We start from the raw sequence: 21,290 nt of genomic DNA on the forward strand, positions 1-21,290 counted from the left end.
ATGCGCCGCCACATCCCCAGCACCCGCGCGCTGCTGATCTTCGACGCGGTGGCGCGCCACCATGGCGTGGGCAAGGCTGCGGAGGAGCTGTGTCTCACGCACAGCGCGGTGAGCCAGCAACTGCGCCTGCTGGAGTCGCAGATCGGCGTGCGGCTGGTGCAGCGCACGGCGCGTGGCACCGAGCTGACCGAGGCCGGGCGGCGCTATCACGGCCAGGTTTCGGGCGACCTGCTGCGGCTGCAGAACCACACGCTCGAAGCCATGGCGCAGCGTGCCGACGGCCTGCGCCTGCTGGTGGGCGCGGTGCCGGTGCTGGCCGAGGGCTGGCTGACGCCGCGGCTGCCGGGGTTCATCGCCCGGCACCCGGGCTGCAGCCTGCACCTGCAGGTGTTCCCGACGCATCTCTACATGGAGGACATGCCCTTCGACGTGGGCGTGCAGTACGACGATGCGGTCTGGCCCGGCGCGAATGCGCTGCCGTTGATGGGCGAGTCCTGCGTTGCGGTGTGCTCGCCGAAAGCGAAGGGGCGCCCGGCGATGGCGCGCGGTGACTTCCGCTCGGTGCCGTTGCTGCAGCTGCGCACGCGAATGGGCGCGTGGGAGGAATGGTTCGGGCAGACGGCGCATGCGCGGCCGCCTGAGAACCTGGTGGCGGGGCATCGCTTCGATCTGTTCTCTTCGCTCGTTGCCGCAGTGCGTGCCGACCTGGGCGTGGGGCTGGTGCCCGAGTATTTCGTCGAGCGTGAACTGCGCTCGGGCGAACTGCTGCTGGCCTGCCCGCACAGGGCGCCGTCGAGCCGGGGCTACAGCGTGTTCGTGGCGCCGAGCCGCACGGACGATCCGCTGGTCGGCGCTTTCGTGGAATGGCTTTGCGCGGCGGCTGCCTAGGCGCGGCGAAAGAGCAGCACGGAGTTCGTGCCGCCGAAGGCGAACGAATTGCTGATGGCGGCCTCGAGCAAGGGCGCCGCTGATTCGTTCGGCGTCACGAGGTTCAGGCTGCAGTCCGGATCGATCTCGCGGCAGTTTGCATTGGGCGGCAGCTGCCGCTGGTGCAGCGCCAGCACGGTGACGAGCGCTTCGATCGCGCCCGCCGCGCCGAGCATGTGGCCGTGCAGCGCCTTGGTCGAGCTCACGCGCAGCGCGTCGAGATGGTCGCCCCACACATCGGCCAGCGCATTGCGCTCGACCACGTCGCCGATGCGCGTGGCCGTGCCGTGTGCATTGCAGTAGCCCACGTCGCGCGGCTGCAGGCCGGCCTGGCGCAGTGCGGCGCGCAGTGCGCGGGCCTGTCCCGGGGCGTCGGGCTTGGTGAGATGGGTGGCGTCGCTGCTCAGGCCCCAGCCGGCCAGCGTGGCGTAGCGGCGGGCGCCGCGGGCGCGTGCGCGCTCGGCGGATTCGAGAATCAGGAAGGCCGCGCCCTCGCCGAGCGCGAAGCCGCTGCGGTCGGTGGCGAAGGGCCGCACCGCGCCGGCCGCTTCGCCGGGCTGGAAGGTGGCCAGCGTCTGCATGGCCTGCCAGGCCACGACCACGCCCGGCACGATCAGCGCTTCGCTGCCGCCGGCAATGGCGACGTCGACCTCGCCACGCTGCACGGCCTTGGCCGCTTCGGCGATCGCAGCCGAAGAAGAGGCACAGGCGACGGAGTAGGTGAGCACCGGTCCCTGCACGCCTTGGCGCATCGCCACATGGGCGGCCGGCGCATTGGGCATGAAGGCGGGAATCGTGAGAGGCGACACGCGGCCGTTGCCGCGGTAGGCCGCTTCGAGCGCCGCGGCGCCGCCCATGCCGCAGCCGGCAAAGACGCCCACGCGCTCGGGATCGGTGTCGGCGATGCCGAGGCCCGCGTCGCGCATCGCCATGTCGGCGGCGGCCACGGCCAGCTGGCTCACGCGGTCGACGCCTGCGAGCTGCAGCTTGGTGAACCAGCGGGTTTCATCGAAGGCCGCGGTGGCCGCGGCGGCCGGCTTGGGTAGATCCGGAAAGACCGGCTGGATGGCCGAGCGGCCTTGCAGCAGGGCCTGGAACAACGTGTCGGGCTCGCCGCCATGCGGCGCCATGACGCCCAGCCCGGTGACGGCGACCTCGTGGTTCACGCGGTTTTGGCGGCCCGGACCTTGTCGACCAGCAGCGCGAGTTCGGCCAGGGTGTCGATGCTCGCGTCCTCGTCGGGCATGGTGATGCCGAAGTGGTCTTCGATGGCGAACAGAAATTCCGCGAGGGCGAGTGAATCGAGCCCGCCGGTTTCCCGCATCGAAGCGTGGGGGTCGAGCTTCGACGGTTCGATGCCGTACTTCTCGTGGATCAGGTCCTGCAATTCCTTCAGCGAACTCATCGTGCAATGCCTGTCGTCATGTGCCGCTGATCGATTGCCACCCTGTGCGGGTGCCATTGAATCGATCCCTTCCTCGTCGGCCAGTGGTGAGTGTGGTCAGTGAGCGTCGATGATATCCGCTCCCACGCGAGGGACATCCCCTCGCAAACGCGGTTTCGGCCGCCAGCGCAGAGAGGGCAGTGCGAAGGCCATGCCTAGCAGCGCGCCGGCCGCCACGTCAAGCGCCACGTGCTGCTTGACCGCCAGCGTCGAGTAGGCAATGGCGGCGAACCAGGTCCAGTTCAGCACGCGCCACAGGGCCGGCGTGCGCGCTTCGCGCAACACATGCTCGATGCGGATGGCGGTGAAGATGGCCACGGCCACATGCATCGAGGGGCAGGCGTTGCCCGCCGCGTCCACGCCCTGCAGCATCGCGAAGCCAGGGTAGCCTGCGGCGTCGATGGCCATGGGCGGGATCTGGGTCGGCCAGAAGTAGAAGAGGCCCAGGCCCGTGATGCAGAGTGCGCCGATCCACAGTCCGTAGACCACCAGTTCCCGGAACGTGAGCTGCAGGCCCGGCGCGACGCCCACATATACCCAGAGCGAAAGGTACGCGCCCAGCGTGTAGGGCTGGAACGGGACCAGGTGGTCCAGCGGCGTCAGCGGCATCACCGCGATCGGAAAGGCCGGGTTGCGCAGCAGGTGGAAATAGCCGATGAAGAACAGCCACGTGAAGACCGTGGTGCCGACCGCCTTCAGCAGGAAATGGCGGCGGATGCGCAGCCAGATCTCGGCGGTCCAGGTGGGTGGCCCGGTGTCGGGCGCCATGTGCAGAGGGATCGGTGAGTGCATGGTGTTGTCGGCCGCCGATCTTGCCAGAGCGCCATGACGATCCCCCGCAATGCCCCGCCGTGTCAGGTGGGGGCAGGGCGCTTGCGGTGCTGGAACGAAGTCGGGGAGCGGCCCGTGGCCGCCTTGAACATCGCGCAGAAGGCACTGTCGGTGGCATAGCCGCTGGCGGCAGCCACCTGGCTCACGGCCATGCCGCGTGCCAGCAGCGGCAGCGCATGCGCCATCACGGCCTGCTGGCGCCATTGCTGCCAGCTCATACCGAGCTGGTCGCGAAACAGGCGCGCCACCGTGCGCTCGCTGGCGCCGATGGTGGCGGCGCGTTCGGCCAGCGTGGCACGGTCGGCCGGGTTGCGCAGCAGCGCCTCGCAAAGCTGGCGCAGGCGCTTGTCGGTGGGCAGCGGCACGTCGATGCGGATCTGCGTGGCGCGCTCCACTTCGTCGATCAGCAGCGGCGCGATCATGCGTTCGCGCTGCGGTGCATGCGGGTCGGACGGCGGCAGGCCGTCGGGCGTGGTGTCGAGCGCGAGCATCAGCGCGCGCAGCAGCGGGCTGATTTCGAGCACCTCGCATTTTTCCCAGGTGGGGGCGATCCAGGCGTGCAGGTAGACGGTGCGCAGCTCGGCGTCCTCGATCAGCGTGATGCTGTGCGGCATGTTGGCCGGCACCCAGAGCGCGCGCGAGGGCGGCACGATGTAGCTGCCGTCCTGCGTGCTCAGGCGGATCACGCCGCGGGTGGAGAAAGTGAGCTGTGGCCACGGATGCTCGTGCAGCTCGACCAGCGTGTCCGCGCTCAGGAAGTGCTCCTTGGCGCGCAGCGGACGCACCGCGTCCGGAGCGTAGAGGTGCGGCGTGAGAGAGGCGACGCTGGTGATCGGGGCAGGGGCTGCGCCGCGCGGCCTGGCGGGCACGGTGCTCCTGGAGGTGGGTGAGGCGGCGCTTGGCATGGTTTCGACAAATGTTGTCGCTGTATCGCCATTCTGCCGCGTCCCCGGCGCATAGCATCGGTCCCTGCCCCGTTTTTTTGTAGCAATCCATGTCTTCCACTTCGTCAACGACCGCCGCTTCTCCTCCCAACACGACCCTGCGCACCGACGCCAAGCTGATCGGACTCGTCGGTCTGGCCCACGCGGTCAGCCATTTCAGCCAGCTCATCCTGGCGCCGCTGTTCCCGTGGCTCAAGGACGCGTTCAACGTGAGCTATGTCGAATTGGGCGCGGTGCTCACGGTGTTCTTCGTGGTTTCGTGCATGGTGCAGGCGGCCTCGGGCTTCATCGTCGACAAGCTGGGCCCGCGGCCGGTGCTGTTCGTCGGATTGGGCGCGCTGGGCCTGGCGGCTTTCGGCTACGCCGCGGCACAGAGCTACTGGATGCTGCTGGTGTGCGCGGTGGTCGGCGGCATCGGCAACGGCGTGTTCCATCCGGTGGACTACACGCTGTTCAACCGCAAGGTCGCGCCGACGCGGCTGGGCCACGCCTACAGCGTGCATGGCATCACCGGCAGCCTGGGCTGGGCGCTGGCGCCGGCCTTCGTCGTGCCGATCGCCATCGCGTACTCGTGGCGCGTGGCGCTGGCCTCGGCGGGTGTCGTGGCGCTCGTGGTGTTGCTGGTGCTGTGGGCGTACCGCAGCGTGCTGTCGCTCGACGCGGCGGCCGTGCACAAGGCCACGGGGCAGGGCGAGCCCGCGCCGGTCGGCGGCGAGTTCGACTTCCTGCGCATTCCTGCTGTGTGGATGTGCTTCGGTTTCTTCTTCTTCTATGCCGCCGTGATCAGCGTGGTGCAGACCTTCGCGCCGGTGGCCGCCGGGCACCTGCATGCGGTGCCGGTGGCGCTGGTGGCGGTGTGCCTCACGGTCTACATGGTCGCGAGCGCGGCGGGCATGGTGGTAGGGGGCTTCCTGGCTTCCGATCCGTCGCGCTGCGAGCGCATCGTGGGCGCGGGCTTCGGCATTGCGGCCGCACTGGCGCTGGTGCTGGCGTTTGCGAGCTTTCCGCCGATCGTGGTGCCGGTGCTGTTCGGCGCCATGGGTTTTGTCTCGGGCGTCGCCGGGCCGTCGCGCGACCTGCTGGTGAAGAGGTCGACGCCGCCCAATGCGACGGGGCGCGTCTACGGCGTGGTGTATGCGGGGCTCGACATCGGGCAGGCCCTGGCGCCGCTGGTGTTCGGGCGGCTGATGGACCATGGGCAGTACACGAGCGTGATCGTGGGGCTGGCGCTGGTGCAGGGGGTGCTGATTGCCAGCGCGTTCAATGTGCGCCGCGTGCGGCGTACCGTGCTGGTGCCGGTCTCGGCCTGAGTCGCGCTCTCCTGGTTGAAGTGCGGTCGATATCATCGGCCGCATGCAAGCCTTGTACGTCTACGTGATCGCCGGAGCCGTGCTGGCGGGCTTCGTGCAGGGCCTGTCGGGCTTCGCGTTCGGGCTGGTGGCGATGTCGGTCTGGGCGTGGACGCTGGAGCCGCAGCTCGCGGCAGTGCTTGCGCTTTTCGGGGCGCTCACGGGGCAGGTGATCGCGGCCGTGACCGTGCGGCGTTCTTTCGACAGGAACATTCTCTGGCCCTTCGTGTTGGGCGGGCTGGTGGGAGTGCCGTTCGGTGTCTGGCTGCTGCCGCACCTCGACCTCGTCGTTTTCAAGCTATGCCTCGGCGTGCTGCTGGTGCTGTGGTGCCCGGCGATGCTGATGTCGCAGCATCTGCCGAAGGTTTCGTTCGGTGGGCGTGCGGCTGATGGAGTGGCCGGCGCCATCGGTGGTGCGATGGCGGGCATCGGTGGGTTCTCGGGGGCCATACCCACGCTCTGGTGCACGCTGCGCGGCTTTCAGCGCGACACGCAGCGCGCAGTGATCCAGAACTTCAATCTGTCGATGCTGATGGTGGCGTTTGCCGTGCATGTGTTCAGCGGGAGCATCGAGCGCTCCGTGGTGCCGCTGCTGGGCCTGGTCGCGTTGGCCGTCGCGGTGCCGGTCCTGCTCGGTGCGCGGCTGTATATCGGGATCAGCGAGGTGGCGTTCCGCAAGCTGGTGCTCGGGTTGCTGACAGCTTCGGGAGTGGCCATGCTGGCTTCGTCCGTGCCCGCCCTGTTGCAGCGGGGATAAGCCTGTGCTCGGGGAAGGTACTCACCGGGGCAGCGCCAGGGCAAACGGCAGGCTCACGACACCCAGCAAGGTGGACAGCGTCACCAGCCCCGCCACATAGGGCCCGTTGTAGCCCATGCGCGCAGCCAGCACATAAGCACTCGAAGCCGTAGGTACAGCCGAAAAAGCCATCAGCACCGAAGCCTGGGTCGCATCCAGCCGCAATGCCAGCGCCAGCCCCCATGCGACCAGCGGCAGCAGCAGATGCCGTATCGCCAGCACCGAAGTGGCCAGCACCTTGCCTGCCCCCAGCGTGGAGAACTTCATTCCCGCCCCTGCGGCCAGCAGTCCCAATGCCAGCGATGCAGCCCCGATGCGCGTCAGCGTCGGCGTCGCCCATGTCGGCACGGCAAGGCCCAGCACATTCGCGAGCAGGCCGGCCACCGTTGCGACGATCAGCGGGTTGCGCACGAGCTGCCGCACGAATCCGGTCTGCGCATGCCGTGTCATCGGCCACACGGCGGCGATGTTGAAGATGGGCACGCAAACGCCGATGAGCACCGCGATCAGCAGCAGGCCTTCAGACCCCGCCAGCCGCTCCGCCAGCGCAAGGCAGATGAACGAGTTGAAGCGGAAGGCGATCTGTGCGCTGGCCGCGTGGTCGCGCCGGTCGATGTGCGTGCGCAGGCCCGGAACGAAGGGCAGGGCGTAGGCCAACGCGATGCCGCAGACACCGACGCCGACGCCCGCCGTGAGCAGGCTCGACGTGGCACCAAAATCCAGCGGACTGCGCACGATCGAGTGGAACAGCAGCACGGGAAAAAGAAAGTAGTAAACCAGGCTCTCGACCTGGTCCCACACGCGGCGGTCGAGGGCGGTGTAGCGGCACAGGAGCCAACCGATGGCGATGAGGGAGAAGTCGGGGAAAAGCAGCTGAGCGTAATTCACCGCTTCGAGGATAAACCCGCTTGACCATGGGTAATCCACAGCACGAGGACTGCCCCTGAGCCGCTAGCATCCGGGCTTCGTTTTTCGACATCAATCAGATCAAGGAGTTTTCGATGCAACGTCGTCAATGGAGCACGCTGGTGGGAGCTGCGGCACTGGTCGCGGTGGCGGGCCAGAGCTTTGCACAGGGCTATCCGAACAAGCCTGTCGAGCTGAGCGTTCCGTTCGCACCGGGCGGCACGACGGACATCGTGGCGCGCGTGATCTCCGACCCGCTGGGCAAGGTGCTCGGCCAGCCGGTGGTGGTGATCAACCGCGCCGGTGGCGGCGGCATCGTCGGCGCGGCCGAAACGGCGCGCGCGACGCCCGACGGCTACAAGCTCGGCGTTGCCACGGTGTCGAGCACGGCGGCCAACCCGGCCATCAACCCCAAGGTGCCGTACGACCCGATCAACGACTTCACGCCGATCATCAACATCGCGGCCACGCCGAACATCATCGCGGTCAACCCGAGCTTCCCCGCCAAGAACTACGCCGAGTTCGTGGCCGAGATCAAGAAGAATCCCGGCAAGTATTCGTACGCCTCGTCGGGCACGGGCGGTATCGGCCACCTGCTGATGGAGCTGTACAAGAGCCTGACCAACACCTTCATCACGCACATCCCGTACCGCGGCGCGGGTCCGGCGCTGAACGACGTGGTGGCCGGCCAGGTGCCGATCATGTTCGATAACATCCCCTCGGCCATGCCCTTCATCACCAGCGGCCGGCTGATCCCGATCGTGGTGTCGGCGCCGCAGCGCCTGGCCGCGCTGCCGAACGTGCCGACCTTCAAGGAAGTGGGCCTGGAGCCGGTGAATCGCATGGCCTACTACGGCATCCTCGGCCCGAAGGGCCTGCCGAAGGAAGTGGTCGACAAGATCAGCGCCGGCGTGAAGAAGGCGGTGGAAGACCCGGCCGTGCGCAAGCGCATCGAGGACACGGGCTCGCTGATTGTCGCCAACACGCCGGAGCAGTTCGCCGCGCAGATCAAGGCCGAGTACGAGGTCTACAAGCAGGTCGTGAAGAAGCAGAACCTGAAGCTCGACTGAAGATTTTTTTCCCGCACCCCGAAGCCGCCCGCATGCCGGGCGGCTTTTTCTTTTGTTATCTTGCACGGCATGACCGAGGCCTCTCCGCAGATACAGACGCAGACATCCGATATCGACGACTTCATCGACGCGCTCTGGCTGGAAGACGGCCTGTCGAAGAACACGCTGGCCGCCTACCGCCGCGACCTCGCGCTGTTCGCGCAGTGGCTCGATGCGCAGCGCAACGGTGCCGGGCTCGATGCCGCGAAAGAGACCGACCTGCAAGCCTACATGGGTGCACGCCTGTCGACCAAGGGCAAGGCCACTTCGGCCAATCGCCGGCTCACGGTGTTCAAGCGTTACTACCGTTGGGCGCTGCGCGAGCGCCGTGTCGTGGCGGACCCGAGCATCCGGCTTGCGCCAGCGCGGCAGATGCCGCGCGCCATCAAGACGCTGTCGGAAAAACAGGTCGACGACCTGCTGGCCGCGCCCGACGTCGAATCGCCGCTCGGCCTGCGTGACCGCGCGATGCTCGAGCTGATGTACGCGAGCGGCCTGCGCGTGAGTGAACTGGTGGCGCTCAAGGCCATCGACATGAGCCTCAACGACGGCGTGCTGCGTGTGCTGGGCAAGGGCAACAAGGAACGGCTCGTGCCCTTCGGCGGCGAGGCGCGGCGCTGGATCGAGCGCTATCTCGAGGAGTCGCGCCCCCTCATCCTCGACGGGCAACAGACGTCCGACCTGTTCGTGACCGCACGCGGCGCCGGCATGACGCGCGTGATGTTCTGGATCATCGTGAAGAAGCACGCCACCGCGGCGGGCATCCACGTGCCGCTGTCGCCGCACACGCTGCGCCATGCCTTTGCCACGCACCTGCTGAACCACGGGGTCGACCTGCGCGCGGTGCAGTTGCTGCTGGGCCATGCCGACATCTCGACCACCACCATCTACACCCACGTGGCGCGCGAGCGGCTGAAGCAATTGCACGCGCAGCATCATCCGCGCGGCTGAGCGCACCACACAAGCCCGCGGCCCGGCAATGCGATGACGCTGGCGCGCCTGCTTCAACATCGCTGATTCGCCAGGGCCGACAATGCGGTGGAAGGGTCCAGGCTCATTCGCGAGCGCAAGCCGCCGCTGGACCGATGCAACCCACGTAGACGATCGACAGGAATCCTCATGAATTTCCTCGCTTCCTCGAAGCCTTCGCACCGCACGGCAACCCGGCTCCTCGCAGCCGCGGCACTGTGCGCTGCCTCGGGTGCGCACGCACAGGCCATTCCCAAGACGGTGCGCCTCATCGTGGCGTACCCCGCGGGCGGCGTCAGCGACGTCGTTGCGCGTGCGCTCGGCGACAGGCTCGCGGCGCAACTGGGCGTCACGGTGATCGTCGACAACCGGGCCGGCGCGAGCGGCGCCATCGGCATGGACGCCGTCGCCAAGGCCGCGCCCGATGGCGCGACGCTGGGCTTCTCGGCGATCAGCCCGCTGGTGCTGAGCCCGCACCTCGGCAAGCTGCCCTTCGATCCATTGAAGGACATCGCGCCGGTGGCGAGCGTGATGTATTCGCCGGTGCTGCTGATCGCCACGCCGGCCAGCAAGGCGAAGGATTTCCGCGCGCTCATCGCCGATGCGAAGGTGCAGCCGGGCGCGCTGCGCTGGGCCACGTCGGGGCCGGCTTCGCTGGGTCATATCGTGCTGGAGCAGTTGCGCTCGGCGGCGGGGGTCGACATCACGCACGTGCCGTACAAGGGCGGCGGCCAGCAGCTGAACGACGCCATCGGCGGGCAGTTCGAGATTCTCTCGACCAATGCGAGTCCGACGCTCACGTCCCACATCCAGTCGGGCAAGCTGCGTCCGCTGGCCGTCGGTGCGCCGGCGCGGCTCGAGAGCCTGCCCCAGGTGCCCACGCTGGGCGAACTGGGCTACAGCGCGGCGAACATCAATTCGCTGTTCGGCGTCTTCGCACCCGCGGCCACCCCGCCCGCGCTGATTGCCAGGTACAACGCCGAGATCAACAAGGCCCTGGCCAGCGCCGAGCTGCGCGCCAGGCTCACGGCCACCGACAACGTGCCGACCGGCGGCACTTCGGCTGCGTTTGCGAAAGAGATCGCCAGCGAGTTCGAAAGCAACGGCCGCATCATCAAGGCCGCGGCCATCAAGGCGGATTGACCCTGCTGATTGCGGTTTGAAATTCCCTACCTTATAGTTGGTAGATGACCCCCGCCACAGCCTTTGTCGCCGGCAGCACCCGCGAGCAGATCCTCGCGGTGGCGCGCGGCTTCATCGAAACGCGTTCCTACCTGGGCTTCAGCTTCCAGGATGTGGCCGACGCGGTCGGCGTTCGCAAGGCCAGCCTGTACCACCACTTTCCGACCAAGGAGGCGCTGGGCATCGCGGTGATCCGCGGGGCCACGCAGAGCTTCAAGGACTGGGACGCGGGCCGGGCGCGCGAGCCCAAGGACGCGCTCGAATCGTATTTCCGCATGTACCGCAACACGCTGAAGGCGGGATCGGGCATGTGTCCAGCGGGAGCATTGGCGCCCGGATGGGGCGTGATCAACGACGAACTGCGCCAGGCCGTTCAGGAACTGCGCAATACGCAGGTGACGTGGCTCACCGGGGTGCTGGGCGCACTGATGCCGGCGCGAAAGAAGGGCACCTCGGTCGCTTCGCTGGCCGCCTATGTGTTTTCCGTCTGTCAGGGCGCGCTGCTGTCGGCGCGCATGACGGGCCGCGTGGACGACTTCGATGAAGCCATCGCGCAACTCAGGAGTTCATTGCCGGGCTGATCGCCCGGCCCAACGCGGGCACGCCACGGCGTGCCTATTTTTTTGACCTCGATACCTACCGATTGGATGGTAGTTTCAATTTGCTGGAGAACCTTCATGAAAGCCGTCATTTCCGCCTACGCCCGTTCCCCTTTCCATTTCTCGAAGAAGGGCTCCCTCGCCGAGGTGCGGCCCGACACGCTGGCTGCCGGCGTGGTGCGCGGCCTGCTGCAGCGCACGGACCTCGACCCTGCGCTGCTCGAAGACCTGATCCTCGGCTGCGCGTACCCTGAAGCCTCGCAGGGCAACAACCTCGCGCGCATCGTCGGGCTGCTGGCCGGCCTGCCGCACGAAGTGGGCGGCATGACGGTGAACCGCTTCTGCGGCTCGTCGATGCAGGCCGTGCACATTGCTGCCGCGCAGATCGAGGCAGGCATGGGCGAGGCCTTTTTGTGCGTCGGCGTGGAGTCGATGACGATGGTGCCGCAGGGCGGCTTCAACTTCTCGCCCAACCCCGAGTTGAAGGAGAGCACCGATGCCTATATCTCGATGGGCGAGACGGCCGAGAACGTGGCGCAGCGCTGGAGCGTGAGCCGTGCCGACCAGGAAGCCTTCGCGGTGGAATCGCACCGCAAGGCGGCCGAAGCGCGCTCGCAAGGCCGGCTGGCGGGCGAGATCGTGCCGGTGCGCCTCGTCTCCGGCGACATCGTCGATGCCGATGGCTGCATCCGGCCGACCACCTCGGCCGAGGCGCTGGCGAACCTCAAGCCCGCGTTCCGCCCAGACGGCGTGGTGACGGCCGGCACCTCGTCGCCGCTGACCGATGGCGCTGCAGCGGTGCTCGTCACCAGCGATGCCTTCGCCGCGAAGCACGGCCTGCAGGCGCTGGCGCGCATCAGGTCGTTCGCGACCGTGGGCGTCGATCCGGCCATCATGGGCATCGGCCCCATCCCCGCGACCCTCAAGGCACTGGCGCGCGCCGGCCTGAGCGCAGCCGACCTCGACGTGATCGAGATCAACGAGGCGTTCTCGTCGCAGGCGCTGGCCTGCATCCGCGACCTGGGCCTCGACCCCGCAAAGATCAACCTCGACGGCGGCGGCTTGTCCATCGGCCATCCGCTCGGCGCGACCGGCGCACGCATCACGGGCAAGGCGGCGTCGCTGCTGGTGCGCGAGAAGGGCCGCTTTGCGCTGGCCACGCAATGCATCGGCGGAGGGCAGGGCATCGCGACCATCCTCGAGCGCGTCTGATCGTCCGAGAATGGGAAGTCCGTCACAACGAGGAGACCCCCATGGCCAAGCTGTACCTTGAAGACCTGAAGGTCGGTGACCGTTTCCAGAGCGGCGAACACCTGCTCGACGTGGCACAGATCAAGGCCTTCGCGCAGCAGTTCGACCCGCAGCCCTTCCACACCGACGAAGAGGCCGCAAAGAGCACCTTCTTCGGCGGCCTTGCGGCAAGCGGCTGGCACACGGCCGCGCTCACGATGAAGCTGCTGGTCGACAGTGGCATTCCCTTGGCGGACGGCATCATCGGTTCGGGCGGCGAACTGCAATGGCCCAAGCCGACGCGACCCGGCGACGTGCTGCATGTGGTGAGCGAAGTGCTCGACATCACGCCTTCGCGCTCCAAGCCCGGCCGGGCGATGGTGACGATGCGCTGCCAGACGCGCAACCAGCACGGCGAGGTGCTCCAGTACTTCACGCCGAAGCTGGTGGTGCACGCGCGGCCGGCATAGGCCACGGGCCTTCAGCGCTTGTCCGGGTGCGCCGTCGCCGAGAGCTGGCGCAATTCCTCAGCGCTGAACCCCGCCCGCCTGCGCGCTTCGAGGTTGAAAGGCGGCTTGTGCCGCGGCGCGTCGTAGCGCGCCACCAGCGCGGGGTAGGTCGCTTCGGCATCGAGGCCCGCGCCGTCGCACAGCCAGCGGTACCAGTGGTTGCCGATGGCCACGTGGCCCACTTCGTCGCGCAGGATGACGTCGAGGATCTCGACCGCGCGCAGCGCATCGGGTGTGTTCACGCGCTTCAGCTTGGCCTGGATCAGCGGCGTGGCATCGAGCCCGCGCGCTTCGAGCGTGCGCGGCACCAGCGCCATGCGGGCGAGCACGTCGTCCTTCGTTTTCTCGCACATGTTCCAGAGCCCGTCGTGGCCGGGGAAGTCGCCGTAGCGATACCCCATGTCCTGCAGGTGCGCATGCAGCAGCGTGAAGTGCAATGCTTCTTCGTCGGCCACGCGCAGCCAGTCGCGGTAGTAGGCCTCGGGCATTCCGTCGTAGCGCCATACCGCGTCGAGCGCGAGGTTGATCGCGTTGAACTCGATGTGGCAGATCGAATGGATCAGCGCGGCCCGGCCCTCGGGCGTGAAGGGCGAGCGTTTCTGCACGGCGGTGGCGGCCACGCGCAGCGGCCGTTCGGGGCGGCCCGGCACGCCGAGATCGTCGCCCTCGGTGCGGATCGGCGCAGTTGCTATGGAATCGGTAGCGGCCAGCGCAACGGTAGCGCGTGTTGCAGCCACCTTTTGTTCAGGATCGGTCAGTCGCAGCGCCGCCAGCGCGCTCAATCGGGGGTGCATCCCTACAATTCTAGTTTTTGCCCCGGAGACTCCACGATGGCCCTCTATGAACTCGACGGCGTTGCGCCGCAACTCGGTACCGGCGCGTGGGTTGCCGACAGTGCGGAGGTCATCGGCGACGTGCGGCTGGGCGACAACGCCAGCATCTGGTTCGGCGCCGTGCTGCGCGGCGACAACGAGACCATGACCATCGGACGCAACAGCAACGTGCAGGACATGTCGACGCTGCATTCCGATCCCGGCAGCCCGCTGACCATCGGCGAGAACGTCACCATCGGCCACCAGGTCATGCTGCACGGCTGCACCATCGGCGACAACTCGCTGATCGGGATCCAGGCGGTGGTCTTGAATAACGCGAAGATCGGCCGCAACTCGATCGTTGGCGCCGGCAGCGTCGTGACCGAGGGCAAGGAGTTTCCCGACAACTCGCTGATCTTCGGTTCGCCCGCCAAGGTCATGCGCACGATCAGCGACGAAGACGCCGCCCGCTTGCGCCACGGTGCCGAGCACTATGTGAAAAACGCCGTTCGCTATGCGAAGGGCCTGAAGAAAATCGCCTGATCCACAGGCCCAGCAGAAAGAAGATCCGTTTTGAGCGAGCTGCACAAATTCCTGTTCGATGGCCTGCCGGTGCGCGGCATGATCGTGCGCCTGACAGATGCGTGGCAGGAGATCCTGGCGCGGCGCGCCTCCAACACCGCCACCGGGGCCTATCCGCCGCCCGTGGCCGAGCTGCTGGGCGAAATGACGGCCGCGGCCACGCTGATGCAGTCCAACATCAAGTTCAACGGCGCGCTGATCCTGCAGATCTTCGGCGACGGTCCCGTGAAGGTCGCAGTGGCCGAGGCCAAGCCCGACCTGAGCCTGCGCGCCACCGCCAAGGTGATCGGCGAGCTCCCGGCCGATGCGCACCTGCCCGACATGGTCAACGTGAACAACAAGGGCCGCTGCGCCATCACGCTCGACCCCAAGGACAAGCTGCCGGGCGCCACGCCGTACCAGGGCGTGGTGCCGCTTTTCGGCGACGGCGGCGAGAAGCTGGGCAAGCTCAGCGACGTGCTGCAGCACTACATGCTGCAGAGCGAGCAGCTCGACACCACGCTGGTGCTCGCGGCCGACGACAAGGTCGCGGCCGGCCTGCTGATCCAGCGCCTGCCGGTGAAGGGTGAGGGCAACCTCGAAGGCACTTCCGGCACCTCGGACAAAGACCACGACCAGGCCAACGAAGATCAGATCGGCCGCAACGAGGACTACAACCGAATCTCGATCCTCGCCTCGAGCCTGACGCGCGACGAACTGCTCACGCTCGACGTCGAGACCATCCTGCGCCGCCTGTTCTGGGAAGAAAAGCTGCTGCGCTTCGAGCCGCAGGCCGGCCTGCAAGGCCCGCATTTCGCGTGCACCTGCGGGCGCGAGCGCGTGGCGCAGATGATTCGCGGGCTGGGCGCGGAGGAGGCCGAAAGCATCCTCGCGGAGCGCGGCGACATCGAGGTGGGCTGCGACTTCTGCGGCAAGCAGTACCGCTTCGACGCGGTCGATGCGGCACAGCTGTTCACGCCGCTCGGCGACCAGATCCCGGGCAGCCCGGTCGTCCAGTAAGACTCGGGCGCGCCTTGCGCCTCCTTTTTTATCGCGCCGAGTCGTCGAATCCGCCGAACGCGATGTCCGGCGCGCTCGTGTTGTGCTTCGACGGCAGGCTGCGGCCGAAGCGCACCTGCGTGACCCGAAGGCTCTTCACATCGGGCAACGGCAGCACCTGCGCGGCGGCCTGCGGCGCTGACTGCCAGCGCACCTCGCTCACGTCGGCGTTGTCGGGCGCGACGTACATCGAGCGCAGCACCGCGAAGGGCTGAGCGCTCGCGGTGGGCTTCGAGAGCGTCACGTCGAGCGCGGTGCGTGCGCGGCTGATTTCGTCCACGCGCACCACGGCGCTGCCGCCGTCGGTGAAGCGCACCTGGATGGCCAGCGGCCGGGGCACGATGCGGATCGACGCGATGTTCACCACCGGCCGCGCCGCCGCCTCGACCGGGCCGAGCAGGAACGACGAGCCATACGCCCCGTCGCCGAAGCGAGCCTCGGGCAGCGGCTTGATGCGCCAGTAGCCATCGGACGGGTAGAGAACGATCGTTTCGAGCGCCTTGCCGTTCTCCTTCTTGAACACCTGCAGCAAGTGAAAGCCGCCGTCCTTGCGCTTGCCGATCTGCACGGGCACGCGCTGCGGCCGCCAGAAGGTGGGCAGTGTCATGCCGACGATGCGCCACTGCGCGTTGTCCATCAGCACGACGGTGCGTTTGCGGAAGTGGTGCGCCGGGTCGGTCGGGTGGGCCCCGCCGTCGAAGTTGCAGCCCGAGAAGTCGGGCTTGGTGACGTCGTTGCCGACCTTGTCGAGGTAGTCGGGCTGCAGTGCCTCGATGCGCAGGCGGCGGATCCCGTCGCCGCGCAAGGTCAGCGACACGTTGTCTTCCTCTGCGCAGGCGGTGGTCGTGGTGCCGTTCTCGACGGTGGCGGCGACAGGGGCTGCGGTGGCCGGCAGCTGCGCGGCGAAGGCGCTGCAGATCAGGGCGACACGCGCGACGGAACGAAGAGGCATCGGGTCTCCGGTGATGGGATGGGGCGCGCTACTCGCGGCGCACGATCAGGTCGCTGAAAAGCTTATGTTCGCATTCCGGGTCGGAACACTTCTCGCAAGGCCATGACCACGAGGCGGGCTTCGCGTCGGACTGGGTGCGCGTGCGGGGCCGGCCCTCGCTGCCGGCGATGGAATTGATGGCGTTCCAGGCATTGGCGAGCCGCTCGCCGCCCGTGCCATGCACCACGGCGTACGAGAGCTTCGCGCCCGCGAGCGCGGCGCGCACCAGTGTGTCGGTGGGCTGGCGCGCATGCGGGCCGTCGCGCATGTCGTCGGCCATCCAGGGCAGGTCGAGCGCAGTGAGCAGCGTGATGGCATAGCGCCGCTGCGCGGCCAGCGCGCTGTCGTAGAGCGTGGTGTCGGCGAACAGCTGCTCGCTGTAGACCGCCGTCATGAGCGCCGTGGTGTCGGCCACCACTACGCCGGAGGCGGCTGCGGCCTTGATGCGGCGGGTCTGCTCTTCGGCGATGGCCCTTTGCTCGTCGGGGCGCGGCGTGCGGGCTTCGCGTTCGCACCATTCGCGCAGGTACTCGCTCACCAGCATCGTCGGCGTGCCGCGGTCCTTCAGGCGCTGCGCGATGGCGCGGGCCAGCTCGGTCTTGCCGGTGCTCTCGGCGCCCACGAGTGCGATGACACAGCCGGTCGGCAACGTGGGCGTCATGCGCGTACCGCCTCGGCCGGCATGCGCTGCCGCCACGCGACGTAGCCGGCCACGCTGAGCACGGCGAACACCGCATACAGGCCCACGGTGAGCCACAACCCTTTGTGGATGAACAGGCCCACGCTCACGACGTTCACGGCCAGCCAGATCAGCCAGTTCTCGATGAACTTGCGCCCGAGCAGGAACTGCCCGACCAGGCTCAGGCCGGTGGCGAAGCCGTCCCACCAGGGCACGTCGGTGTCGGTGAAACGGCGCAGGAAGAGGGCGACGGCCGGCCATGCCAGTGCGCAGGCGGCTAGAGTGAAAGCGATGCCGCGCGGCGAGAGCCGGGCGACATGCAAGGCGCTGCCGTCGGCCCGGTGGCCGCGCAGCCATTGCGACCAGCCCCATAGGGCGACGAAAGCGAAGAAGACCTGGAGCGAGGCATCGCCGTAGATGCGCGCCTTGGCGAACACCACGACGTAGAGCAGCGAACTGATGATGGCCAGCGGCCATCCCCAGTGAATCTCGCGCATGTTGCAGCCGACCATGACGAGCGCCAGGAGCGAGGCCACGAGTTCGAGCCAGCTGACAGGAGAGCCCCACAGCAGAAATGCAGGGGCCGAGAGAAGCTCGAGGATCAGGTTCTCCCCCGGAGGGCACCGTCGCAGTCTGTGCGTGGGACACCGCGGAACCGGCTTTGCCGGGCCGCTGGTGTCGCCCCCTGGAAGGGGGTTGGCGAAGCGACACGAAGTGCGCGAAGACTGAGGGTCATCCTAGTGAGCGATCTGTACGAACACTTCGTTCGGCTTGACCATGCCGAGCTCCGCGCGCGCGCGCTCCTCGACCATCTCGAGGCCGTTCTTGAGGTCGTTGACCTCGGAGGTCAGGCGCTCGTTGGTCAGCGTGGCCTTGGCGTTGGCTTCTTTCTGGTCGGCCAGCTTGGTGCGCAGCTGGGCCACGTCGCGCACGCTGCCGCGCCCATTCCAGAGCTGCCACTGCAGGATGGCCAGCAGGAGCAACAGGACGATCGGAGGAACGAGGCGGGCGCGCATGCCGCGTGGCGTCCGGGCGTTACTTCAGGTTGTAAAACGCGCCGCGGCCGGGGTACACGGCGATGTCGCCGAGATCTTCTTCGATGCGCAGCAGCTGGTTGTACTTGGCGATGCGGTCCGAACGCGAGAGCGAACCGGTCTTGATCTGGCCGGCGTTGGTGCCCACGGCGATGTCGGCGATGGTGCTGTCCTCGGTTTCGCCCGATCGGTGCGAAATGACGGCGGTATAGCCCGCGCGCTTGGCCATCTCGATGGCGGCGAAGGTTTCGGTTAGCGTGCCGATCTGGTTGATCTTGATGAGGATCGAGTTGGCGATGCCCTTCTCGATGCCCTCTTGCAGGATCTTGGTGTTGGTGACGAACAGGTCGTCGCCCACCAGCTGCACGCGCTTGCCCAGGCGTTCGGTCAGGTGCTTCCAGCCGTCCCAGTCGCCTTCGTGCATGCCGTCCTCGATGCTGATGATCGGGTACTTGTCGACCCAGTTCGCGAGCATGTCGGTCCAGCTTTCGGCCGTGAGCGAGAGGTTCTCGCCCGACAGCACGTACTTGCCGTCCTTGTAGAACTCGCTGGCCGCGCAATCGAGGCCCAGGGCGATCTGTTCGCCGGCGGTGTAGCCGGCCTTGTCGATGGCTTCCAGGATCAGCTGGATGGCTGCTTCATGGCTCTCGACGCTGGGGGCGAAGCCGCCTTCGTCGCCGACCGCCGTGCTGATGCCGCGATCGCCCAGGATCTTTTTCAGGGCATGGAACACTTCGGCGCCGTAGCGCACGGCCTCGCGGAAGCTCCTGGCGCCCACGGGGATGATCATGAACTCCTGCAGGTCCAGGCTGTTGTTGGCGTGCGCGCCGCCGTTGATGACGTTCATCATCGGCACCGGCAACTGCATGCCGCCCATGCCGCCGAAGTAGCGGTACAGCGGCAGGCCCGATTCCTCGGCCGCGGCGCGTGCCACGGCCATCGACACGGCGAGCGTGGCGTTGGCGCCCAGTCGGGCCTTGTTGTCGGTGCCGTCGAGGTCGATCATCGTGCGATCGAGGAAGGCCTGTTCGCTGGCGTCGAGGCCCAGCACGGCTTCCGAGATCTCGGTGTTGATGTTCTCCACGGCCTTGAGCACGCCCTTGCCGAGGTAGCGGCTCTTGTCGCCGTCGCGCAGCTCGATGGCCTCGCGCGAACCGGTCGATGCGCCCGAGGGCACGGCCGCGCGGCCCATGGTGCCCGATTCGAGCAGCACGTCGCACTCGACGGTGGGGTTGCCTCGGCTGTCGAGAATTTCGCGGCCGACGATGTCAACGATTGCACTCATCTTCTGTCTTTCTCTTTCTGGTCTCTTTGGCGGATGAATAAATGGGGATCAGAGGCCCTCGACGGCGATCATGTTCATGATCGCGGCGCCGGCACGCGCCTCGCGTGCCTTGAGGTACTCGGGCGTCTCGTAGAAGGCCTTGGCCTTCTCGAAGCTGGGGAACTTGAGGATCACCACGCGCGTGGGCTTCCAGTCGCCCTCGAGCGGCTGCACCTGGCCGCCGCGCACGCACACTTCGGCGCCATGCGCCTGCATCGCGGCGCTGGACCACTTCTTGTATTCCTCGTACTGCGTCGGGTTCGTGACCTCGACGTGGGCGATGACGTAGCCGCTGCTCATGCGACAGCCTTCAACGTCTTGTTGGTGCTGCCCGCGCCCTTTTCCTTGTGGTCGAGCGCCGCCTTGATGAAGGCGTTGAACAGCGGGTGGCCGCCCCATGGCGTCGACTTGAACTCGGGGTGGAACTGCACGCCCATGAACCACGGGTGCACGTCCTGCGGCAGCTCGACGATTTCGGTCAGATGCTCGCGCTGCGTGAGCGCGGAGATCACCAGGCCGGCGTTGCGCAGTTCGTCGAGGAAGTTGACGTTGGCTTCGTAGCGGTGGCGGTGACGCTCGGTGACCACGTCGCCGTAGATGCTGTGGGCCAGCGTGCCGGGCGTGACGTCGGAGCTCTGCGCGCCCAGGCGCATGGTGCCGCCGAGGTCGGACTTCTCGTCGCGCGTCTTCACCGTGCCGTCGCGGTCCTTCCACTCGGTGATCAGCGCGATCACGGGGGTGGGCGTCTCGGGGTCGAACTCGGTGCTGTTGGCGTTCTTGAGGCCGGCCACGTGGCGGGCGTACTCGATGGTTGCAACCTGCATTCCCAGGCAGATGCCGAGGTAGGGTACCTTGCCTTCACGGGCGAAGCGGGCCGCCGAGATCTTGCCCTCGACGCCGCGCTGGCCGAAGCCGCCGGGCACCAGGATGGCGTCGTACTTGGCCAGGCGCGACACGTCTTGTGCCGAGATGGTCTCGGAGTCGATGTAGTCGATCTTCACGCGCGCATGGTTCTTCATGCCGGCGTGGCGCAGGGCCTCGTTGAGCGACTTATAGCTGTCCGACAGGTCGACGTACTTGCCGACCATGGCGATCGACACTTCCTTTTGCGGATGCTCGACCTCGTAGACCAGGTCGTCCCAGCGCTGCAGCTTGGCGGGCGGCGTGTTGATGCGCAGCTTGTCGCAGATCAGGCCGTCCAGGCCCTGTTCGTGCAGCATGCGGGGCACCTTGTAGATGGTGTCCACATCCCACATGGAGATCACGCCCCATTCGGGCACGTTCGAGAACAGCGAGATCTTGGCGCGCTCGTCGTCGGGAATCGGGCGGTCGGCGCGGCACAGCAGCACGTCGGCCTGGATGCCGATGGCGCGCAGTTCCTTGGCGGTGTGCTGCGTCGGCTTGGTCTTGAGTTCGCCGGCGGCGGCGATCCAGGGCACGTAGCTCAGGTGCACGAAGGCCGAGTTGTTCGGACCGTTGCGCAGACTCATCTGGCGCACCGCTTCGAGGAAGGGCAGCGACTCGATGTCGCCCACGGTGCCGCCGATCTCGACGATGGCCACGTCCACCTCGTGCGCCGTGCCGATGCCGGCGCCGCGCTTGATGTATTCCTGGATCTCGTTGGTGATGTGCGGGATCACCTGCACCGTCTTGCCGAGGTAGTCGCCGCGGCGTTCCTTCTCGAGCACGGTCTTGTAGATCTGGCCGGTCGTGAAGTTGTTGGCCTTGCGCATCCGCGTGTTGATGAAGCGCTCGTAGTGGCCGAGGTCGAGGTCGGTCTCGGCGCCGTCATCGGTGACGAACACTTCCCCATGCTGGAAGGGCGACATCGTGCCGGGGTCGACATTGATGTACGGATCGAGCTTGATGAGGGTGACTTGGAGGCCGCGCGATTCGAGGATCGCGGCGAGCGAGGCGGAGGCGATTCCCTTGCCAAGGGAAGATACGACACCACCGGTGACGAAGACAAATTTGGTCATGCCAGTTCCGGATGCGTGAATCCGGGCAGTGGGAAATTGCGATTATAGATGTGCCC

24 protein-coding genes are annotated in these 21,290 nt (G+C 67.3%); 11 read left to right on the forward strand and 13 right to left on the reverse strand.

Annotated features, from left to right (window positions below):
- Entirely contained in the window at positions 1 to 888 is an 888-nt protein-coding gene (locus AC1DFC_RS16265; RefSeq protein WP_478179588.1) for a LysR substrate-binding domain-containing protein, read from the forward strand.
- Here AC1DFC_RS16265 and AC1DFC_RS16270 read toward each other — a convergent pair.
- From AC1DFC_RS16270 to AC1DFC_RS16285, 4 genes are all read right to left on the reverse strand, one after another.
- Positions 885 to 2,093: a beta-ketoacyl-[acyl-carrier-protein] synthase family protein gene (locus AC1DFC_RS16270; protein WP_478179589.1), complete on the reverse strand. Its 1,209-nt coding sequence runs from the start codon at positions 2,091 to 2,093 to the stop codon at positions 885 to 887. The genes AC1DFC_RS16265 and AC1DFC_RS16270 overlap by 4 nt on opposite strands.
- Entirely contained in the window at positions 2,090 to 2,332 is a 243-nt protein-coding gene (locus AC1DFC_RS16275) for an acyl carrier protein (protein WP_007830850.1), read from the reverse strand. The genes AC1DFC_RS16270 and AC1DFC_RS16275 overlap by 4 nt, the downstream gene beginning before the upstream one ends.
- Positions 2,333 to 2,428: 96 nt before the next feature.
- Positions 2,429 to 3,163: a phosphatase PAP2 family protein gene (locus AC1DFC_RS16280; RefSeq protein WP_157632152.1), complete on the reverse strand. Its 735-nt coding sequence runs from the start codon at positions 3,161 to 3,163 to the stop codon at positions 2,429 to 2,431.
- 62 nt (positions 3,164 to 3,225) lie between these two features.
- On the reverse strand, positions 3,226 to 4,107 hold the full coding sequence (locus tag AC1DFC_RS16285; protein WP_042673022.1) for an AraC family transcriptional regulator: 882 nt from the start codon (positions 4,105 to 4,107) through the stop codon (positions 3,226 to 3,228).
- An 89-nt stretch (positions 4,108 to 4,196) separates the two neighbouring features.
- Between AC1DFC_RS16285 and AC1DFC_RS16290 the strand changes: the two genes are divergently transcribed.
- Both AC1DFC_RS16290 and AC1DFC_RS16295 read left to right on the forward strand, forming a co-directional pair.
- The gene (locus AC1DFC_RS16290; protein WP_007830857.1) at positions 4,197 to 5,456 is read left to right on the forward strand and encodes an MFS transporter; all 1,260 of its coding nucleotides are present in this window, start codon (positions 4,197 to 4,199) and stop codon (positions 5,454 to 5,456) included.
- A gap of 43 nt (positions 5,457 to 5,499) precedes the next feature.
- Positions 5,500 to 6,252, forward strand: a complete 753-nt coding sequence (locus AC1DFC_RS16295) for a sulfite exporter TauE/SafE family protein (protein WP_007830858.1) — start codon at positions 5,500 to 5,502, stop codon at positions 6,250 to 6,252.
- A gap of 21 nt (positions 6,253 to 6,273) precedes the next feature.
- Here AC1DFC_RS16295 and AC1DFC_RS16300 read toward each other — a convergent pair whose 3' ends face one another.
- On the reverse strand, positions 6,274 to 7,191 hold the full coding sequence (locus tag AC1DFC_RS16300; protein ID WP_193386539.1) for an AEC family transporter: 918 nt from the start codon (positions 7,189 to 7,191) through the stop codon (positions 6,274 to 6,276).
- A 101-nt stretch (positions 7,192 to 7,292) separates the two neighbouring features.
- Between AC1DFC_RS16300 and AC1DFC_RS16305 the strand changes: the two genes are divergently transcribed.
- The 6 genes from AC1DFC_RS16305 (at position 7,293) to AC1DFC_RS16330 (ending at position 12,756) form a co-directional block, all read left to right on the forward strand.
- Entirely contained in the window at positions 7,293 to 8,267 is a 975-nt protein-coding gene (locus AC1DFC_RS16305; RefSeq protein WP_007830864.1) for a tripartite tricarboxylate transporter substrate binding protein BugE, read from the forward strand.
- 69 nt (positions 8,268 to 8,336) lie between these two features.
- Entirely contained in the window at positions 8,337 to 9,257 is a 921-nt protein-coding gene (gene xerD / locus AC1DFC_RS16310) for a site-specific tyrosine recombinase XerD (protein WP_007830866.1), read from the forward strand.
- A gap of 168 nt (positions 9,258 to 9,425) precedes the next feature.
- A complete protein-coding gene (locus AC1DFC_RS16315) occupies positions 9,426 to 10,418 on the forward strand; it encodes a Bug family tripartite tricarboxylate transporter substrate binding protein (RefSeq protein ID WP_478179590.1) in 993 nt (330 codons plus the stop codon).
- 44 nt (positions 10,419 to 10,462) lie between these two features.
- Positions 10,463 to 11,038, forward strand: a complete 576-nt coding sequence (locus AC1DFC_RS16320; protein WP_478179591.1) for a TetR/AcrR family transcriptional regulator — start codon at positions 10,463 to 10,465, stop codon at positions 11,036 to 11,038.
- Between the two features lie 96 nt (positions 11,039 to 11,134).
- Positions 11,135 to 12,268: a thiolase family protein gene (locus tag AC1DFC_RS16325; protein ID WP_007830873.1), complete on the forward strand. Its 1,134-nt coding sequence runs from the start codon at positions 11,135 to 11,137 to the stop codon at positions 12,266 to 12,268.
- A gap of 41 nt (positions 12,269 to 12,309) precedes the next feature.
- Positions 12,310 to 12,756: a MaoC family dehydratase gene (locus AC1DFC_RS16330; RefSeq protein WP_007830874.1), complete on the forward strand. Its 447-nt coding sequence runs from the start codon at positions 12,310 to 12,312 to the stop codon at positions 12,754 to 12,756.
- Between the two features lie 11 nt (positions 12,757 to 12,767).
- Here AC1DFC_RS16330 and AC1DFC_RS16335 read toward each other — a convergent pair whose 3' ends face one another.
- Positions 12,768 to 13,589, reverse strand: coding sequence for a ferritin-like domain-containing protein (locus tag AC1DFC_RS16335; protein ID WP_478179592.1), 822 nt, complete (start codon positions 13,587 to 13,589; stop codon positions 12,768 to 12,770).
- 36 nt (positions 13,590 to 13,625) lie between these two features.
- Between AC1DFC_RS16335 and AC1DFC_RS16340 the strand changes: the two genes are divergently transcribed.
- Entirely contained in the window at positions 13,626 to 14,150 is a 525-nt protein-coding gene (locus tag AC1DFC_RS16340; protein ID WP_007830877.1) for a gamma carbonic anhydrase family protein, read from the forward strand.
- A 30-nt stretch (positions 14,151 to 14,180) separates the two neighbouring features.
- Positions 14,181 to 15,188, forward strand: a complete 1,008-nt coding sequence (hslO, locus tag AC1DFC_RS16345; protein WP_007830879.1) for an Hsp33 family molecular chaperone HslO — start codon at positions 14,181 to 14,183, stop codon at positions 15,186 to 15,188.
- Positions 15,189 to 15,216: 28 nt separating this feature from the next.
- On the opposite strand, the gene AC1DFC_RS16350 is transcribed toward hslO, so the two are convergent.
- The 7 genes from AC1DFC_RS16350 to AC1DFC_RS16380 form a co-directional block, all read right to left on the reverse strand.
- Complete coding sequence (locus tag AC1DFC_RS16350; protein WP_007830881.1) at positions 15,217 to 16,179, reverse strand: hypothetical protein; 963 nt, start codon at positions 16,177 to 16,179, stop codon at positions 15,217 to 15,219.
- A gap of 28 nt (positions 16,180 to 16,207) precedes the next feature.
- The gene (locus AC1DFC_RS16355; RefSeq protein ID WP_413333016.1) at positions 16,208 to 16,879 is read right to left on the reverse strand and encodes an AAA family ATPase; all 672 of its coding nucleotides are present in this window, start codon (positions 16,877 to 16,879) and stop codon (positions 16,208 to 16,210) included.
- Entirely contained in the window at positions 16,876 to 17,469 is a 594-nt protein-coding gene (gene pnuC / locus AC1DFC_RS16360) for a nicotinamide riboside transporter PnuC (protein WP_413333028.1), read from the reverse strand. The genes AC1DFC_RS16355 and pnuC overlap by 4 nt, the downstream gene beginning before the upstream one ends.
- A 165-nt stretch (positions 17,470 to 17,634) precedes the next feature.
- Positions 17,635 to 17,913: a cell division protein FtsB gene (gene ftsB / locus AC1DFC_RS16365; protein WP_007835683.1), complete on the reverse strand. Its 279-nt coding sequence runs from the start codon at positions 17,911 to 17,913 to the stop codon at positions 17,635 to 17,637.
- Between the two features lie 19 nt (positions 17,914 to 17,932).
- Positions 17,933 to 19,216: a phosphopyruvate hydratase gene (gene eno, locus AC1DFC_RS16370; RefSeq protein ID WP_007835681.1), complete on the reverse strand. Its 1,284-nt coding sequence runs from the start codon at positions 19,214 to 19,216 to the stop codon at positions 17,933 to 17,935.
- A gap of 48 nt (positions 19,217 to 19,264) precedes the next feature.
- The gene (locus AC1DFC_RS16375; protein ID WP_007835679.1) at positions 19,265 to 19,555 is read right to left on the reverse strand and encodes a DUF1330 domain-containing protein; all 291 of its coding nucleotides are present in this window, start codon (positions 19,553 to 19,555) and stop codon (positions 19,265 to 19,267) included.
- Positions 19,552 to 21,234 carry a CTP synthase gene (locus AC1DFC_RS16380; RefSeq protein ID WP_007835677.1) on the reverse strand — a complete coding sequence of 561 codons (1,683 nt, stop codon included), beginning with the start codon at positions 21,232 to 21,234 and terminating at the stop codon, positions 19,552 to 19,554. Before AC1DFC_RS16380 ends, AC1DFC_RS16375 begins: the two co-directional genes overlap by 4 nt.
- Between the last annotated feature and the right edge of the window lie 56 nt (positions 21,235 to 21,290).

Source organism: Variovorax sp. 10L421 (assembly GCF_056395365.1).

Coding starts and splice junctions, on each gene's coding strand:
- AC1DFC_RS16285 (WP_042673022.1), bottom strand. CDS start 4,107: ATGCCAAGCGCCGCCTCACCCACCTCCAGGAGCACCGTGCCCGCCAGG.
- AC1DFC_RS16320 (WP_478179591.1), top strand. CDS start 10,463: ATGACCCCCGCCACAGCCTTTGTCGCCGGCAGCACCCGCGAGCAGATC.
- AC1DFC_RS16325 (WP_007830873.1), top strand. CDS start 11,135: ATGAAAGCCGTCATTTCCGCCTACGCCCGTTCCCCTTTCCATTTCTCG.
- AC1DFC_RS16350 (WP_007830881.1), bottom strand. CDS start 16,179: ATGCCTCTTCGTTCCGTCGCGCGTGTCGCCCTGATCTGCAGCGCCTTC.
- AC1DFC_RS16355 (WP_413333016.1), bottom strand. CDS start 16,879: ATGACGCCCACGTTGCCGACCGGCTGTGTCATCGCACTCGTGGGCGCC.
- AC1DFC_RS16295 (WP_007830858.1), top strand. CDS start 5,500: ATGCAAGCCTTGTACGTCTACGTGATCGCCGGAGCCGTGCTGGCGGGC.
- AC1DFC_RS16330 (WP_007830874.1), top strand. CDS start 12,310: ATGGCCAAGCTGTACCTTGAAGACCTGAAGGTCGGTGACCGTTTCCAG.
- AC1DFC_RS16280 (WP_157632152.1), bottom strand. CDS start 3,163: ATGCACTCACCGATCCCTCTGCACATGGCGCCCGACACCGGGCCACCC.
- AC1DFC_RS16290 (WP_007830857.1), top strand. CDS start 4,197: ATGTCTTCCACTTCGTCAACGACCGCCGCTTCTCCTCCCAACACGACC.
- ftsB (WP_007835683.1), bottom strand. CDS start 17,913: ATGCGCGCCCGCCTCGTTCCTCCGATCGTCCTGTTGCTCCTGCTGGCC.
- xerD (WP_007830866.1), top strand. CDS start 8,337: ATGACCGAGGCCTCTCCGCAGATACAGACGCAGACATCCGATATCGAC.
- AC1DFC_RS16315 (WP_478179590.1), top strand. CDS start 9,426: ATGAATTTCCTCGCTTCCTCGAAGCCTTCGCACCGCACGGCAACCCGG.
- AC1DFC_RS16340 (WP_007830877.1), top strand. CDS start 13,626: ATGGCCCTCTATGAACTCGACGGCGTTGCGCCGCAACTCGGTACCGGC.
- eno (WP_007835681.1), bottom strand. CDS start 19,216: ATGAGTGCAATCGTTGACATCGTCGGCCGCGAAATTCTCGACAGCCGA.
- AC1DFC_RS16275 (WP_007830850.1), bottom strand. CDS start 2,332: ATGAGTTCGCTGAAGGAATTGCAGGACCTGATCCACGAGAAGTACGGC.
- AC1DFC_RS16335 (WP_478179592.1), bottom strand. CDS start 13,589: ATGCACCCCCGATTGAGCGCGCTGGCGGCGCTGCGACTGACCGATCCT.
- AC1DFC_RS16380 (WP_007835677.1), bottom strand. CDS start 21,234: ATGACCAAATTTGTCTTCGTCACCGGTGGTGTCGTATCTTCCCTTGGC.
- AC1DFC_RS16265 (WP_478179588.1), top strand. CDS start 1: ATGCGCCGCCACATCCCCAGCACCCGCGCGCTGCTGATCTTCGACGCG.
- AC1DFC_RS16305 (WP_007830864.1), top strand. CDS start 7,293: ATGCAACGTCGTCAATGGAGCACGCTGGTGGGAGCTGCGGCACTGGTC.
- AC1DFC_RS16375 (WP_007835679.1), bottom strand. CDS start 19,555: ATGAGCAGCGGCTACGTCATCGCCCACGTCGAGGTCACGAACCCGACG.